At 65.8% G+C, this 16351-nt stretch carries 10 protein-coding genes; 5 read left to right on the top strand and 5 right to left on the bottom strand.

The window, feature by feature from the left end:
- Together HH310_RS41350 and HH310_RS45680 are read right to left on the bottom strand one after the other, a co-directional pair.
- A partial coding sequence (locus HH310_RS41350) for a hypothetical protein (RefSeq protein WP_169181239.1) occupies nt 1-539 on the bottom strand: 539 nt, incomplete at its 3' end.
- Between the two features lie 248 nt (nt 540-787).
- On the bottom strand, nt 788-1504 hold the full coding sequence (locus tag HH310_RS45680; RefSeq protein ID WP_169181238.1) for a DUF433 domain-containing protein: 717 nt from the start codon (nt 1502-1504) through the stop codon (nt 788-790).
- A gap of 542 nt (nt 1505-2046) precedes the next feature.
- On the opposite strand from HH310_RS45680, the gene HH310_RS41340 reads away from it, so the two are divergent.
- Together HH310_RS41340 and HH310_RS41335 are read left to right on the top strand one after the other, a co-directional pair.
- Nucleotides 2047-2922 (top strand): DUF5753 domain-containing protein, encoded by an 876-nt coding sequence (locus HH310_RS41340; RefSeq protein ID WP_169181237.1) that lies wholly within the window; start codon nt 2047-2049, stop codon nt 2920-2922.
- A 15-nt stretch (nt 2923-2937) separates the two neighbouring features.
- On the top strand, nt 2938-3132 hold the full coding sequence (locus HH310_RS41335; protein WP_169181236.1) for a DUF397 domain-containing protein: 195 nt from the start codon (nt 2938-2940) through the stop codon (nt 3130-3132).
- Nucleotides 3133-3156: 24 nt separating this feature from the next.
- Here HH310_RS41335 and HH310_RS41330 read toward each other — a convergent pair whose 3' ends face one another.
- Genes HH310_RS41330 through HH310_RS41320 form a run of 3 tightly spaced genes read right to left on the bottom strand, consistent with a single transcriptional unit; the run spans nt 3157 to nt 6698 of the window.
- Nucleotides 3157-3531: a hypothetical protein gene (locus HH310_RS41330; protein WP_169181235.1), complete on the bottom strand. Its 375-nt coding sequence runs from the start codon at nt 3529-3531 to the stop codon at nt 3157-3159.
- Complete coding sequence (locus tag HH310_RS41325) at nt 3528-5960, bottom strand: AAA family ATPase (RefSeq protein WP_169181234.1); 2433 nt, start codon at nt 5958-5960, stop codon at nt 3528-3530. Before HH310_RS41325 ends, HH310_RS41330 begins: the two co-directional genes overlap by 4 nt.
- A gap of 12 nt (nt 5961-5972) precedes the next feature.
- The gene (locus HH310_RS41320) at nt 5973-6698 is read right to left on the bottom strand and encodes a hypothetical protein (protein ID WP_169181233.1); all 726 of its coding nucleotides are present in this window, start codon (nt 6696-6698) and stop codon (nt 5973-5975) included.
- A gap of 215 nt (nt 6699-6913) precedes the next feature.
- Here HH310_RS41320 and HH310_RS41315 point away from each other — a divergent pair, with 215 nt between their 5' ends.
- The 3 genes from HH310_RS41315 (at nt 6914) to pglX (ending at nt 16340) form a co-directional block, all read left to right on the top strand.
- Nucleotides 6914-8551: a serine/threonine-protein kinase gene (locus HH310_RS41315; RefSeq protein ID WP_248294919.1), complete on the top strand. Its 1638-nt coding sequence runs from the start codon at nt 6914-6916 to the stop codon at nt 8549-8551.
- 131 nt (nt 8552-8682) lie between these two features.
- Nucleotides 8683-12816 (top strand): BREX system serine/threonine kinase PglW, encoded by a 4134-nt coding sequence (pglW, locus tag HH310_RS41310; protein WP_169181232.1) that lies wholly within the window; start codon nt 8683-8685, stop codon nt 12814-12816.
- Nucleotides 12813-16340: a BREX-2 system adenine-specific DNA-methyltransferase PglX gene (gene pglX, locus HH310_RS41305; protein WP_169181231.1), complete on the top strand. Its 3528-nt coding sequence runs from the start codon at nt 12813-12815 to the stop codon at nt 16338-16340. Before pglW ends, pglX begins: the two co-directional genes overlap by 4 nt.
- The last annotated feature ends 11 nt before the right edge of the window (nt 16341-16351 follow it).

Raw genomic sequence — 16351 nt, 5'->3', positions numbered from 1 at the left:
ACGACCACCCGCGCGGACCTCAGACCTGGTGCCAATGCGAAAGCGTGCTTCACCGCGGCGAGGGCGTGACTCTTCACCATTGCCTCGTACGCCCGCGCGCGCCGCTCACCGCTGAGCGCCGCCGGAAGGACGCTGTCCGCGGCCGCTGTCAGTGCCAGTCCGACCCGGTCGTTCTCGAGGCGCACACCCGCAACGGGTGCATATCCCGGCACCGCTTCGAATGCGGCCGCCAAGATGCCGACGACGGTGTCCTCGTCGTTGTCGACCAACAGTCGCCACTGATCGTCGAAGCATGCCTGTTGGGCGGCCCGTTGTGATTCGGCCTCGGCCCCCTTTTCCGCCATCCACGACTCGGTGTACTCGGCCGCTGCCTGCCGCATCCGCGCACGCCCAGCCCGATCGAGCCAGCCCACACGGCGCAAAGCATGCTGTTCGAAGTGCCGATACACCGCATCCCGGTCGGGCAACGGTTCCGCCGTCGCGATCCGCGGCCGCGCAGGCGCGAAACTCTCCCGGTGCACCTCGATCAGGTGCCGCATATCCACGCCGCCGGCCGGGTAAGAACGATCTTCCACGACGGCCGACGATATCCACGATGAACACGGTGCGACAGCGGCCGGAAGGGGTACGGGAGCTCGCCACTCGACCCGGATAGTAAGTACGTGTCGCTGTTAGACATGGATCCGGAGCCGGGAGCTCGCGGCTGTCGGGTCAGAGACGGCGCTGGCGATTCCAGTGGAAGACATACCAGGCATTCCGGAGAACGTTCCGACGGCCGGCCGGCAGTTCAGCTGGCGTGTCCTCGCGCGATCGCATTTTGCGAGGCACGTTGAGAGTTCTCGTAGGCAAGCGCCCCGCGAACGTCGTTGAGGTCGAGCTGGTACATCTCAGCGATTTCCTTTGGAGCCGAACCGAAGTCATCCTGCTCCCAGATCGCCTTGGTGCTGATGCCCTTGATCGATGGCCGGCCGAACCGAACGGCAGGCGAGATCCGCACCGGCGTCTGGGGGTCGTAACCTGGACGCCATTCCATCGCGATTTCGCCGTCCCAGATCACTCGATCCAGGAAGGCAGCCGAGGGCGGAGTTAGCAGTAGGTCGTCACTGACGACGGCCACCAGGCAGTAACCCGGGTCAAGTCCGGCGGCGGACTGAGCCTCCAGCGTCAGCTTCCGGTGCGTGACGTAGGGTCGCCGATCTGCGAGCGGGTACGGCACGCCGAAGTTCTCGCGGAGAAGGTCAATGAAGGTCCGCAGCTCGACCGGCATCCCTTGCGGATGGCGGAACTGTCGCAGCATGCCAGCGCTCACGAACTCGGCCCACGTCACGACGTGCGTGACACGAGGTTTGTAGTGCAGCAGGGGCGGCTTATGGCCCCGGCCGCGTCGGTCACCGCCCTCAAGCCAGTAGCGCAGCGTGGGCAGGGCCACACGCAGGAGCCGCGCGGCCTCAGCGTCCGAGAAGATCTCGCGATCCAGGACGTCCGTCACTTCAGGGGTCTTCACGTCACGTCCTGACCAAGCTGACGCGTCACCACGCGCTCTCCTGCCCGTCATTGCTTGCCGTGCCTACTGAACTGCGGGCCTTCAAGAAGGGCTGGAGCGCCCGCCTCATCTCGGGAAGCATCATGTCCGGCACGAAGCAGTAGCCGCGTTGGACGAGGAGGTCGGCCACCGCCTCCACAATGTCCGCCTCTACGAGATCTCGCGGCTTTGGGGTCGCTCGTCTGGCGTCTGCCGCAGGCTCAACGGTCGGCTGACTACTGGGTCTATCCACGCTGATCTGGTCGGGGCAGGGAAACCAGGGACAGCCACAGGAGCATCCCGTCTTCCAAGGCTTGAGCCATAACCGCTTACGGACATGCAGCACGTCTCGCTCCTTCCGGGGGAGGCACGGCGGTGAGAACAGGGGGAACTCGACCGCCGCGCCTTCGTCCACCGTTCCACGAGCAGCATGCAATCCGCAATATGCGCATTACGATTTGCGTGGCGGATTTTGCCATAGGCAATAGTGTTGTATGCAACGCCGCGAGAAGGCAGGATGAGCCATGACCCAACGCCAGAGCCCTACGGTCAGAAGACGCCGGCTCGCCCTGACGCTGCGACAACTCCGCGACGCAGCGGGCCTCGCAGCGTCCGAGGCGGCTCGTCGCGTGGACCATGACGCCAGCTGGCTGTCGCGGATTGAGACCGCCGAAGTTCGGCCGCACCCGAACGACGTACGTGCCCTGCTGTCCCTCTACGGAGTCGAAAGCGACCAGGCTGAGGCCGTCATTGCTGTCGCAAGGCAGGCCAAGCAGCGTGGTTGGTGGCAGCGGTACAGCGACATCCTGCCGGACTGGTTCTCGACCTACGTCGGCATGGAGTCGGAGGCCTCCGTCATCCGGACCTACGAGTGCCAGATGATCCCTGGCCTGCTTCAGACAGAGGAGTACGCAAGATCCGCAATCATGGGTGGGCCGATCCCCGTGCGACCTGACGAGGGGGAGCGGCAGGTCTCCCTGCGCATGGAACGCCAAGCGATCCTGACGTCGGAAGATCCTCCACTGTTGCGAGTCGTTGTCGACGAGGGAGCGGTACGTCGTCTTGTCGGCGGAGCGGCAGTCATGAAGGCCCAGATCGATCGTCTGATCGAGGTAAGCGAGAGCGCCAACGTCCAGATCCTCATGCTGCCGTACTCGGCCGGCGTCGGCTTCGACGGCAGCTTCGTCATCCTGAACTTTCCGCCGTTGCCGGAGCCGTACCCCGATGCCGCCGAAGACCAAATGGTCTACGTCGACACCCTCACCGGCGCGTTGTATCTCGAGCGCCCAGCCGAGATCTCCGCCTACGCCGCCGCGTACGAACAGCTTCAAGCGACGGCGCTCGGGCCCAAGGAGACGCGAACCGAGCTTACTAAGATCTCTAACGAACTGACGGCATAGGGGAGGAGGCGCGACATGGATCTGTCCGGCGCGCAGTGGCGCACGAGTTCGCGGTCAGGCTCAACAGGCAACTGCGTCGAGGTCGCGATCACCGAAGACGGCGTGGCGGTCCGCGACACGAAGGACCGCACCAAGCCGCCGCACATATTCACCCGACGCGAGTGGACGGCGTTTATCAGCGGAGTGAAAGGCGGGGAGTTCGACCTCTGAACCGGTGTTCAATGATGCAATCTGTCACACCACGTGACGCGGCGGTCCGTCGATGAGTTGTCCGGTCAAACGCTTCAACTCGTCGCGCAGGCGGAGCAGCTCGGAAACGGTGAGGCCGAGCTCGTACCGGTGATGGTGGCCGGCCCGCGAAAGCGCCCACCACAGATAACTCGCACTCCGGCCGATGTCGGGCCCTGCGTACGCGGTCAACATGAGCAGCTTCGGACGCTGTGCCTGGGTTTCGCCGATGTCGGGGCGCACTCGCGTCCAGAACTCATCCAGGACCGCCTCGAGTTCGAGGCGCAGCAGCCAGGCATACGCGCGAGGCCAAGCCCCGCGCGTGCCCGGTACGACCGTGGTCAAGAGCTTGTCCGCCGTGCTCAGGTAGGTCGTCGTCATCGCAACTGATCCACCAGGTCCGATGTGTACGCAACCATCGCGTCCATCGCCATCCGCCGCGTGCCGTGGGTTCCTTCGGCGACCGCCTTGACGGTGTTCGTCGCCCAGCTGCCGTATCGCCGGTTCATGTGGGCGTACAGCTCACCGCCCCGACCGGGGTCGTCAAGCAGGGCGAGAGTGAGGAGCTGCATAACCTTGACCGCGCCCGCCAGCGCCTTCTCGATCTCGTCATAGGTCGTGCCCTCCCGGCGGTGCCGTTCTCGGTAGTGGTCCATGCTGACCGCTTCGAGCGCCGAACGGCAGAATCCGGCCACCACCGGATAACGTGCATCCTCCGGCAGCGAATCCGCCGCGGAGAGAGCGCGGGCATCGTCCAGGTAGCGGTCAGCGGGGATGGCCGCCTTGCGAGGCTCGACCACCGAACCCTCCCGCCGGCCGACCTCCCAGACGGTCGCCTCGAGGCCCAGGCTGCGGATGGCCTGCGGCAGCCGGTCGTCGTGCGTGAACACCACCACCTGGCGGGTCAGCGCGATCTCGCCGAGCACCTCGGCAAGGCCGTCCACCTTGGCCGGGTCCATGCTCTGCACCGGGTCATCGATGATGACGAACCGGTACGGGCTTGCCTCCGCACAAGCCCGCGGCAGGAACACCGCCAGCCCCAGCGCGTGCAGCTCGCCCTGGCTCATGACGGCGAGGGCGTTCGCCTCCGCGCCGTCGACCGCCACCGGGAACCGGACGCGCCGCTGCGTGCTGGTTCCCTCCATGCGCATCTCGTGCAGCTCGACATTGCTCTCCTGCCGCAACCGCTGCCAGATGTGCTCGGACTGACCGACGAACGCCGCCAGCCGCGCCGCCCTGATCTCCGAGGTCATCGCGGTCAATGTCGTACGAGCGTTGGTGATGAGGCGCAGCTCCGACGCTTCAGCGGTCACGATGGCCGCAGCGTCCAGCCAGCGGCGAAGCGCGGCGGCGGGTTCGCGCCAGACGTTCTGCCGATGGACCACCCATCGGGTCGCCTCCTCGGCGAGCACGGCGTATTCGGTCGCCACCCGCCGGAAGGCGGCGCGGATCACGTCAACCGAGTCCACCGTCGGGGGCAGCGCCGCCACAGCGTCGCTCAGCCGCTTGGCCGGTTCGGGCAACACCTCGGACAGGGCATTTGCTGCCGAGCTGAGCTCCGAGCGTACGGAAGCAAGCATTTGATCTGCGGCACGACGGCTGATCGCCAGGCGCTCGTGCACCGCCCGCGCCTGAGCGCCGACCGCACTGAGCTGACCGATCTCCGCCTCGGCTTCCAGCCGCCAGCTCGCGTCGAGCCGCCCGACGCGGCACACCGGACATGGTTGGTCGCCCTCGGCCGCATGCTGGTCGAGCGCGCGCCGCAGCAGGTCCGCGGTGCGCTCGGCCGTCGCGGTCGAGGTGCCGGCGAGTCCTTCGACCGACACCTGCGCTTCGGCTAGCGTGGTCAACGCGCCCTCCACGTCCGGAAGCTCGCTGACGATCAACTGACGAGCCGCAGCCATCTCGCGGACGTCGGCGTCCTCTGCCTCACCTTCGGCGAGCGCCGTCAGCGTCGCCATGTCGGCCTTGGCCGGTCGCGCCCCGAGAGCCGCAAGGGCGTGCCTAGCCCGCTCGTCGTCTACCGCCGCGAGGTTCCTGCACAGCTCGGAGAATTGACTCTTCAACGCCTTGGCTCGGTCGTCGCGCTCCTTGCGCCGCCGCTGCAGACGTCCCTCCGCCGCGGACAGCGGATCCAACCCGAGGATTGGCGCCAGCGCGTCGTAGAGCTCCGACGGCTTGGCGGTGATCACCCGTTCGAGGTCGCGCGCCGAAAGAAACGGACGATAAAGACCGACGTGGCCCAGCCACGCGGGCAGCTCCTTCTGACGAGCGGTTCCCACGTACGCCGTGACGACCGCATCCGCGGGATCCACGGCACGCGAGTCCCACTGACGCTGAATGGTCACCGGCTTCGGGCTGCCGTCGACGCGAAGTTTCACGGTGATCTCGGCGTCGCCGTCGTGGTGCAGGTTGCGCCAGCCTTCCCGGAAGACCACCGGCCGTTGGGCCCAGCGCATCGAGTCATCAGTGAGCGCCAGTTCGGCGGCCTCGGCGAAACTGGACTTGCCCGAACCGTTGCGCCCGATGACGAGGGTGAGGCCGGCTTTCGGTTGCAGGCCGAGCCTCGCGGCCGGCCCGACGCCGCGGAAGCCGGTGACCTTGATGGATTCGAGGAAGACATTGGTCGTCTCCTCGGGTGTGGTCTCGTCGCCGGAGCCGGGCCGGGACGGTGTTCCGCCGCCGAGCACGTCGTCGAGGGCATCGTCGCCCTGGTAGGCGGCGAGGACCAGGTCTGTGACGGGCTGAGACGTCGCGGCGGCGGCGAGCCGCGCGGCCAGGTCGTGGAAGAGGGCGATTTCCTCGTTCATGCGTTCCCTCGCTCAGGCCGGGGTGATGGACCAGTTGCCGTCGGCGGTGATCTGCACCAGAGCGGGCGCCTGCAGCGGCCGCGTCCCGGAGTACCCGCCGATCTCATTGATCAGGAGGCCGCCCTGGCCGCTTTCGAGGTTGTACGCCTCGACGACGAAGTTGGACTGCCCCTTGGTGTGCGTGATGCGCGCCTTCGTGGCCGCACCGCCGAGAACCACGACGTCGTCGCCCTTGCCGGTGATCTTGCCGGAGGGCGCCTTGCGGGCGAGTTGGTCGACCGTGCCGAGCGTCAGGGTCCAGCTGCCGGACGCCTCGATCTCGAACTGGCTGGTCTGGGAATCGTCCGCCATGTTGATCCAGCGCTTGCCCTTGTAGGCGCCGATCTCGTTGACCAGCAGGCTTTCGGGGCCGTCGCTCTTGAGGACCGTGTTGCTGCTGCAGCGGCAATCGAAGACGACGACGGCGAGGTCGGTGGTGGGCGGGATTTCGACGATGTCGTCGCCGCGGCCCTTGTAGACACGCGGCTTCGGGGCGGGCTTCGTGGCGGTCGGAGCCGTGGTCGGGGTCTCCTCGGTGGAGGTCGGCTCAGTGGTCGCGACAGCCGTGGCCGAGGCCGCGTGCTCGGACGGAATCGAGACCGCGGCGGTCTTCGTCTTGTCGTCCTTGCCGGCGATTGAGGCGACGCCGATGCCGCAGCACAGCAGCATCACGGCACCGACCGCGATTCCCGCGATCACCAATACCCGACCGCGGCGCTTTTTCACAGCAGGCGGCTGCTGAGGCGGGGGAGCGTACTGCGGGCTGGACATGAGGTCTCCCAGGTGAGGGTCTTTGAGCGGCTGCCGGTGTCAATGGAAGCATCGCGTGAAAGCTCTGTCAACAAAGTTATCGAGTATCGTGTGTGTACACGAAGGGTGAGGATCAGTGGAATTGGATCGGTAGGTGAGCGAAGATGGCCGGTGCCGCGCGGCCACGGATGGCCGATCGGCGGAACGGGGGAGTCGTGGAACCGGGGCGAAAACTCAGCGACGGTCGCTACGAACTGCAGGACCCGCTCGCTCGCGGTGGCATGGGTGAGATCTGGCTCGGCCACGACGTCAAGCTGGACCGCGAGATCGCGGTCAAGTTCGTCCGCGTGCCCGAGGGTGTGCCCGACGAGGACCACATCCGGCGATTCGTGCGTGAGTCACGGATCACCGCACGGCTCGACCATCCCGGAGTTCCGGCCATCTATGACGTAGGCGTGGACGAAGGCCGGCCGTTCCTCGTCATGCAGCGCGTCCATGGCATCAGCGTCGGCGACCTGATTGCCGAGCAGGGGCCGCTTCCGGTCGGCTGGGCCGCGGCGATCGCGGCCCAGGTTTGCGCCGTCCTCGTTGCGGCGCACGCGGCGTCGCTTGTCCACCGTGACCTCAAGCCGAGCAACTTGATGCTGGAGCCGGACGGTTGCGTGAAGGTGCTCGACTTCGGGCTGGCCGTCGCGCCGAGTCTCGCCGACTTCTCCCGGATAACCATCACCGGGCAGCCGGTCGGCACACCCGCGTACATGGCGCCCGAGCAGGTAGAGGCCAGCCTCAGCGAGCCGGCCACCGACCTCTATGCGCTTGGTTGCACGCTGCACGAAATGCTGTCGGCCCGGCACGTCTTCGCCGGGCAGACCGCCTACGCGGTCATGGCACAGCAGGTGCAGGACCCGCCGCCGCGCCTGCGATCGGTACGTCCCGACGTGCCGGCCGAGCTCGAGCGGCTCATCCTTCAGCTCTTGCAGAAACGACCCGAGGACCGCCCCGCCGACGCCTCAGAGGTGTACCGGCGGCTGTCGCCCTTCGTGGCCGACCTCGGCCCGCTGCCTGGAGCGCTGCGAGCGCCCGGGCAGGAGAGTCCGGTCCGGATGTATGCGCACATGGTGGACCGTTCACAGGCCACTGCGCCGCCGAGCGACCGCCTGGCACAACCGCCGGTGACGCAGCCCAGAACTGAAGGCATTTCCAGGCACGACCTGGCGAAGGCACGCAAGGCAGCCCATCGCCTCGTCAAGGAGTCTCGGTTCGGCCAGGCGGCGGACATTCTCGTCAATGTGGAGGCGGCCGCGCAGGAGGCGTTCGGCGGCACCGACCGAGATGTGGTCCGGATCCGGTACGAGCTCGCGGACGCGCTCTTCGAAGGCGGCGACTACCACCGTGCCGCTCCGGTCTACGAGGCACTCGCCGCGGCTTTGGGCGATGGCGTCGACCTTGTGTTCGACTGCCGGGTCAAAGCCGCGATCTGCCGCGCCATGACCGGCCGAGCCGGTCAAGCGCTCGAACAACTCGACCGCCTGCTGGGTGATCGCCGTGCTGCCCACGGTGATGACGATGCTCGCACGCTCGAACTTCGCAAGCAGATCGCCCTGCTCCAGCTGAGCGCCGGCCAGCGCGACACCGCGCGCCGGACGCTGACGGACCTGCTGGCGGAGGTGCGCCGATTGCCCGGCGGCACCAAGCCGAGTCCGGCGGAGGTTGCCGATCTGCTCACGTCGATCCGGACCGACGCCGCGCACGTTCCGCGCCAAAAGTCCGGCTCAATCGGCCTATCGGGTGATCTCCCGTGACGGAAGTCTTGTTCTGGCTCGGCCGCACAGGCTGGGCGATCGGGTTCGGGCGCGCCGTATACGGTACTTGCCTCCGGGGGCTGCGCTGAGAAGTAACCTCCAAACCCTCGGCTGCGTAGATGGAGGCTGTGGTGCGGCTGGATTCGCCACGCTGGGAAGAGATCAACCCCAGCAGCTACCAGTGGGAGAAAGACGGACTGCGAGAGCTCGCGGCATATCTTCCGGACCAGGATCCCTTCCACGTCTGGGCGAATGTCGAGTTTCTCGGCACCGACGGCTCGCTGAACGAGGTCGACGCGCTGGTCCTGACCCGCAGCGCCCTCTACATCGTCGAACTGAAGCACTGGCAGGGTGAGGTCTCGGGCGGCGGCACCCAGTGGGTCCGCCGCAAGTCCGGACAGCGCCTCGAGCCGTGGGACAACCCGCTGATCCTGGCCAACCGCAAGGCCAAGCGGCTGGCGAGCCTGATCCGCTACTACGCGAAGCAACAGGGCAAGGAGCGCCTTGTCCCGTTCGTCGGGGCGGCGGTCTTCCTGCACGCCCAGAACATGCGCTCCCGGCTCGACCCGATCGGCGCCCAGCACGTCTATGGACTCGACAACCACCCTGACTCCGGTCTGCCCAGCCTGAAGCAGTTCCTGCTCGAGATGCCGAGGCCGGGCCACGCCATCGACTCGGACCGCGGCCAGCAGATCGTCGATTTGGTCCGCGGCGCCAAGATCCGCCCGTCGGTGGCGGACCGGAAGATCGGCCAGCTGCTCCTCTTCGGCAAGCCGTTCGCCGAGGGCGTCGGCTGGCAGGACTTCCTCGCCAAACACGTCATCGACCAGCAGATCACGCGCCGGGTCCGGTTCTATCTGACCAGCCGCGCCGCCAGCGAGGACGTCCCGATCATCAAGCGGGCCGCCGAACGCGAGTTCCGGCTGCTGCAGGGCATCCAGCACCCCGGCGTGTCGCAGGCGCTCGACCTGGTCGACCACTCGTTCGGTCCGGCTGTCGTCTTCAACCACGACCCCGAGTCCGTACGCCTCGACCAGTGGCTGTTGCAGCATCAGGACACGCTGACGATGGCGCAGCGGCTCCAACTGGTCGGTGACCTCGCCGAGATCATCGCGTACGCGCACAGCCGGCGCCTGGCCCACCGAGCTTTGAACCCGCAGGCTGTCTACGTCCGCAAGCCGGAGAGCACGCGGCCCCAGCTGCTGGTGACCGAATGGCAGGCGGGCGGCCGTCTCGCCGACGCCACCCGGATGACCCGGGCGTCATCCACCGACGGCGCCGGCCTGGAGGTGTTCTTCGACGACGAGGTACGCCGCTACCAGGCACCCGAGGCGGCGCACCGGATTGACGTACCCGGCATTCCCCTCGATGTGTTCTCGCTCGGCGCCATCGCGTACCGGATCTTCACCGGGCGATCGCCGGCCGACACCCCCGAGGACCTCCTGGCGGCCGTCAAGGACGGCGGCCTTCACCTGTCGGCGGCCATCGACGGCATCCCGGGCAGCCTGGGCCTGCTCGTCTATGACGCCACCTTCGGCGACCCCGGGCACCGGTTGCCGAGCGTCGCCAAGTTCCGCGAACAGCTCGAACAGGTCTGGGATGAGCTGACCGCGCCCGAACCCGAGGTCTTCATCAACCCGCTCGAGGCGCACAAGGGCGACGTGCTGGAGGGCGGCCGGGTCGTCAAGAGCCGGCTTGGCAGCGGAGCGACCGCCATCGCACTGCTGGTCACCGAGGAGACCACGGATGGTGAGCGCGAAGTCGTGCTCAAGGTCGCGCGGGACGAGCAGTTCGCCGACCGTCTCACCGCGGAAGCCGGCGTACTGCGCCGGATGCACCAGCACTGGCAGGTGGCAGCCCTGCTGGACGGGCCGGTCACGGTGGGTGGCCTTACCACGCTCGTCCTGGAGAACGCCGGGATGCGGACCCTCGCCGACGACCTCCAGGGCGGTCGGCGACTCGCTCTGGATCTGCTCGAGCGATACGGGCGCGACCTCTTGGACATCGTGACCTTCCTGGAGGCCGAAGGGATCCGGCACCGCGACATCAAACCGGCCAACCTGGCCGCCCGGCCGCGTCGCAGTGACCGGCAGCCGCACCTGTGTATTTTCGACTTCTCGCTGTCGGCCGGTCCGGCCGAGCAGCTTGGCGCGGGCACGCCGCCCTATCTGGACCCGTTCCTCGGCCCGCCCCGGCGGATGCGTTATGACGCGGCCGCCGACCGGTTCTCGGCCGCGGTGACCCTGTTCGAGATGGCCACCGGAAGCCTCCCGAGCTGGGCGAAGGGCGCTAACCCGGCCACCGTCAAGGACGAGGTGACCCTCGACCCGGCGATGTTCGAGCACGACGTCGCTGACCGGCTGGTGGCGTTCTTCGGCAAGGCGCTCGCTCGTGACGCGCGGGAGCGCTTCGATACCGCCGAGCAGATGGCCGACGCGTGGCGGATGATCTTCCACGAAATCCCCGAGCCTAACGATGCCGGGCCTGGCGAGATCCCGCCGCTGCCGGAGCCGCTGTCGCGAGCGTCCTCGCTGGAGGCGGTCGGCTTGACCGCCCGCGCCCGGTCGGCGCTCAACCGCCTCGGCGTCGTCACGGTCGGTGAGCTTCTGGATTACGAGCCGTCGGCGCTGACCCGCGCCAAGGGTGTTCCCGACGCGACCCGCAAGGAGATCAACGCTCGGGTACGCGAGCTGCGCGTCGAACTGGGCGGCGCGGTCGAGCCGGCGCCCGACGACGGGGAGCTGCCTCGGGGGATTGAGGCGGTGAGCGAGGGTCTTCTGCCCTCCGCCCGCGCCAAGGATCACGGCGCGCTGGCGATGCTGCTTGGCCAGGCCCCCACGCCGGACGGCCGGTATCTGCACTGGCTCGCGCAATCCGAGGCGGCCACCGCGATCGGGCAGACCCAGCCCCAGATCTCGGTCCTGCTGCGCAAACACGTCAAGATCTGGCGGGACAATCCCGCGCTTGCGGCCGTACGCCACGAGATCGTCAGCTTGCTGGACGCACGAGGCCTGGTGATGACCGCCGAGGAGATCGCCGAGGCGCTGATCGCCAACCGTGGCTCGTACTCGGCGGAACCTAAGAAGACAGCGCAGGCGATCGGACTGGTGCGCGCAGCCATCGAGGCGGAGCTGCTGCTCGGTGGGGACGCGCGGGTCGACATCTACCGGTTCCGCACCTCGCCGACGGTCCTCGTTGGACGGGAACCCGACGACCCCACCGCGGAGACTCGGGCGGCTGGCTTGCTCGCCTATGCGGTACAGCTGGGCAAGGCTACGGCAGACATGATTGCCGAGGAACCGTTGCCGACTCGGCAGCGCGCTGTGGAGCGTCTGCGCGCTGTTACTCGGGAAGAGGGCATGCCGGTGCTGAGCGACCAGCGGTTGCTGCAGCTCGCCGCGGCGGCTTCGCACGGCGTGGCCGATGTGAACGCGCAGGGCCAGCTCTATCCGGTCGGGATGCCGGCCGAGCGTGCGTTGAAGCTGGCGATGGGAAGCGTCGTTGGCCAGAGTCTGTCGGTGGAGCAGCTGCGCGATCGGGTGCGCGCCCGGTTCCCGCTGGCGGAGCCGCTGCCGGAACGCCCGCGCCTGACCACTTTGCTGGAGAAGCTGAGCGTGCCGGTCCGCTGGGACGGCAACACCCAGCAGTACGTACCGCCATCTGGCACGCTCTCGTTCAGCAACACTCGGATGGTCAGCTCAACGGCTGCGCCGCTCGCGGGTCCGTCGGCGATCGCGGACACCGACGCCAAGCTGGCGGCCATCCTCGAGAGGCGGGGCTATCTGGCGGTGTTGACCTCGTTGCGAACGCTCACCGTTGCGCGGCGTGCGCTGGTCAGCCGGCTCGGCCTGATCGAGGTTGATGTCACGGCGCTCCTGATCGAGCGTCTGCGCACGGCCGAGTTCTCATGGGAGACGATCGTGGCTGCCGATACGGGCAAGCCGTCCGACCCGGACTTCCGCGCGCTTGCCGAGATAGTGCAGCACGACGTCGTGCCCGCGTTGGAGGAGCGGCTGACCTCCAACGAGCCGGTGCTCCTGACCGAGGCAGCGCCACTGGCGCGGTACGGCCAGATGAAGGTATTGCAGCACTTGGCCGACCCGAGTCGCCCGCGCCCGGGTGCCCGATTGCTGCTGACAGCCGCGCGTCGGCTGGACCCGCCGATGCTGGACGCCGAACAGATTCCCCTGACTTCCCCGGTAAGCCAGTCCCTGTGGCTGCCGGACATCTGGATTGACCATGCTGGAGAGAGGACCGCTAGATGATCGAACTCAAGGCGCTGCAGGGCCAGGTGAAGTTCCTGGTCGACGACCTCCGAGAGGTTGTAGCAGCGAACGACGAGTTGCGGTCCTCGCTGAAAGGTGAGTGGAAGGCGGCGGGGAAGGCGCAGCGGACGGCCGGGACCTTTGAGTCCTGGTTGGAGGATGTGCTGGATCAGGCTGCGGTGGCGTGGGTGCTGGGTTGCGTGTTCGTGCGGTTCTGCGAGGACAACGAACTTATCTCCAAGATCTGGATCGGTGGCCCCACGTCGGTAGCGCCGGCCGAGCGGGCGGTGCAGGACCGGCAGGGCTACCTGGTGTCCAACCCGCGTAACAACGATCGACACTGGCTGCGCGAGGCCTTCACTTACCTGGCTGGGCTTCGTCCGACGGGCAAGATTTTCGACAAGCACAATCCGGTGTGGCGTTTCGACATCTCCGGTCTTGCGGCCGAGAAGCTTTCGGAGTTCTTCCGTCGTGGCGATGGGTACGTGTCATTGCAGTCGTCCGGCCTGGAGACGCGTTTTCTCGGAGATCTGTACCAGAACCTGTCGGCGCATGCTCGGGAGACGTATGCGCTTCTGCAGACGCCAGAGTTCGTGGAGGAGTTCATCCTCGACCGGACGTTCGAGCCGGCGTACAAGGAGTTCGGTCTCGTCGAGACGAAGGTGATCGACCCAACCTGCGGATCGGGACACTTCGTGCTTGGGGCGTTCGACCGACTGATCAACCGTTGGAAAGAGCGGGAACCGGCCACGGATGTGCGGGAGTTGGTGCAGAGGGCACTGGATCAGGTGACGGGCGTTGACATCAACCCGTTCGCGGTGGCCGTCGCCCGGTTCCGGTTGATGATCGCAGCGCTGAACGCATGCGGCGTGAAAGAGCTGGAAACGGCACCCACCTTCAACCTTCGCCTTGCTGTGGGTGACTCTTTGCTGGGCTGGAGCCGAGAAGAGTCAACTCATCAAGGCCAGCTCGATGTAGACGTCCAGCAGGATCGGGAGGAAGAGGAGAAGGCCTTCGCCTATTACAGCGAAGACTTCGACGAACTCGCTCAGTACCTTCGGCCGAACCAGTACAGTGTCGTCGTCGGAAACCCCCCGTACATTACGGTGAAGGAAAAGGCCCTCAACGATCTATACCGCAAGCGTTACTCGGCATGCTCGGGAAAATATGCCCTCACGGTTCCGTTCGCGCAGTTGTTCTTTAAACTTGGACGGCGCGGAGACAACAATGGCGATGGTGCGGGCTACGTCGGGCAGATTACTGCCAACTCGTTTATGAAGCGAGAATTTGGCAAGAAGCTGATCAATGAATTCTTCGCTGGCGAAGTCGAATTAATTGAGGTTGTCGACGTTTCGGGTGCATACGTTCCTGGGCACGGGACACCGACCGTCGTTCTAATCGGCCAAAACCGCCTAGTTAGCCAGCGCTATAGTGGCCACATTCGCGCAATTCTCGGTGTTAGGGGTGAACCGTCTCAGCCTGCCGACCCTGCTGCGGGTCTAGTGTGGTCAGCTATCGTCCGGCAAATCGACGAACCGTCTTCGGAGTCGCAGTGGGTTAGTTCGACCGATCTGGACCGTTCGGTACTGACGCGTCACCCATGGAGCCTAACTGGCGGCGGCGCCTCAGCCTTGATGGAAGAAATCAATGCTGGATCTCCGTCGAAAATAGCGCAAATTGCGGACTCTGTCGGGATTACTTCCTTCACCCTTGAGGATGACCTTTATGTTCAACCTACCAAGAGCTTCCTCCGGCGTAGGATCCCGGCGAGTTATCATCGCCCGATGGTCCTCGGGGATGGGATCCGAGATTGGGATCTAACCGTTCCAGATGAAGCGGCCTTTCCGTATGATGTCGATTTCAATCCTGTTGACACGCGAGAGTGCGAGCCGCTTCATCGCTTTATGTGGCCGGCGAAGACATCTATTTCAAACAGTCTGATGTTTGGCAATCAGACGAAAGTTGATTCCGGTCTATCGTGGTCCGAATTCGGACGCCTTACTGCCTCCAAGCTCCGAAGCCCGCTGTCTATTGCGTTTGCGGAAGTCGCTACGCATAACCATTTCGTGTTGGACCGCGGTGGGAATGTTTTCAAGCAAACCGCCCCGGTGATCAAACTAACGAGTGTTGCGACGGAGGACGATCATCTTCAGCTGCTCGGGGTTTTGAACAGCTCAACGGCTTGTTTTTGGCTTAAGCAGGTCAGCCACAACAAGGCTGGCAGCGGAATCGGCCGCGGGATTCAGCCAGAAAGCTGGATGGACCGATATCAGTTCAACGCGACTAAGCTGGAGTCTTTTCCTCTGCCAGCTGAGTACCCGCATAGGCTGGCAACGATATTGGATCAGAGCGCGGCGCGCCTTGCAGCCTTGGATCCGACGGAGATCTCGAGAGGGGCTGCGCCAACCCGGGATCTATTGGCGCAGGCCCGTGACGCATGGTCGACGATGCGCGCGCGGATGATTGCGTTGCAGGAAGAGCTGGACTGGCAGACGTACCACCTTTATGGGCTTATTGACGACGACTTGAGCCTTGATGACGTGCCGCCCATCGGACTGGGTGAGCGCGCCTTCGAGATCGTGCTAGCGCGGGAGGTCGCTGCAGGTGAGATAGAGACGCAGTGGTTTGAGCGTCACGGGTCCAGGCCGATCACTGAGCTGCCCTCGCATTGGCCAGAGGAATATCGAGCGGTGGTGGCGAAGCGCATCGCGGTGATCGAGTCCGACAGGAATATCGGACTGATTGAGCGGCCGGAGTGTAAGCGACGCTGGGCCACTAAGGGTTGGGACGCTATGCAAGCCGAGGCGCTGCGGCGCTGGCTTTTGGACCGGCTTGAGGCACCGGGCCTGTGGGGTGGTGCGCCGACGCCGTTGTCCGTGGTGCAGCTTGCCGATCGGCTGCGGCAGGATGATGATTTTCAGTCAGTGCTGAGCCTGTGGGCTGGTTCGGATCAGCTTGATGTGGCTAAGGCGCTTTCCAGACTGGTCGCTGACGAGCACGTGCCGTATCTGCCGTCGTTGCGATACAACCCGACCGGTTTGCGTAAACGCGTGCAGTGGGAACGGACATGGGAGTTGCAGCGCCGGGAGGACGACGGGGAGAAGATAGACATCCCCGTGCCCCCGAAATATGGGTCTGGAGACTTCGCCAAGACAAGTTACTGGCGTAACCGGGGCAAGCTTGACGTGCCAAAGGAGCGGTTTGTCTCGTACCCGGGTGCGGGTCGTGATGGTGATGCGACGCTGTTGCTTGGGTGGGCTGGCTGGGATCACGTCGCGCAAGCACAAGCCCTGGCGACCGTCTATCTCGACCGCAAGATGCAAGCAGGGTGGGGCAAGGAAGGCTTGCTTCCGCTGCTTGCTGGTGTGGCTGAGTTGGAGCCGTGGCTGAAGCAGTGGTTCGACGAGCCGCGGCCGGGCTTTCCTGGGTCGCCGGCCAAGTTCTTCACCACCTTCCTGGATGGGGAGTTGGCGAACCTCGGGGCCGACCGCGGCGATCTGCGTACGTTTCGTGAGCCAGCATGACCGTTTGGGTG

The sequence above is a fragment of the Actinoplanes sp. TBRC 11911 genome (assembly GCF_012933445.1).
Taxonomy (GTDB): domain Bacteria; phylum Actinomycetota; class Actinomycetes; order Mycobacteriales; family Micromonosporaceae; genus Actinoplanes.
Note: the sequence above shows the minus strand (reverse complement) of the source record. Positions and strands in the feature narration are given on the sequence as shown.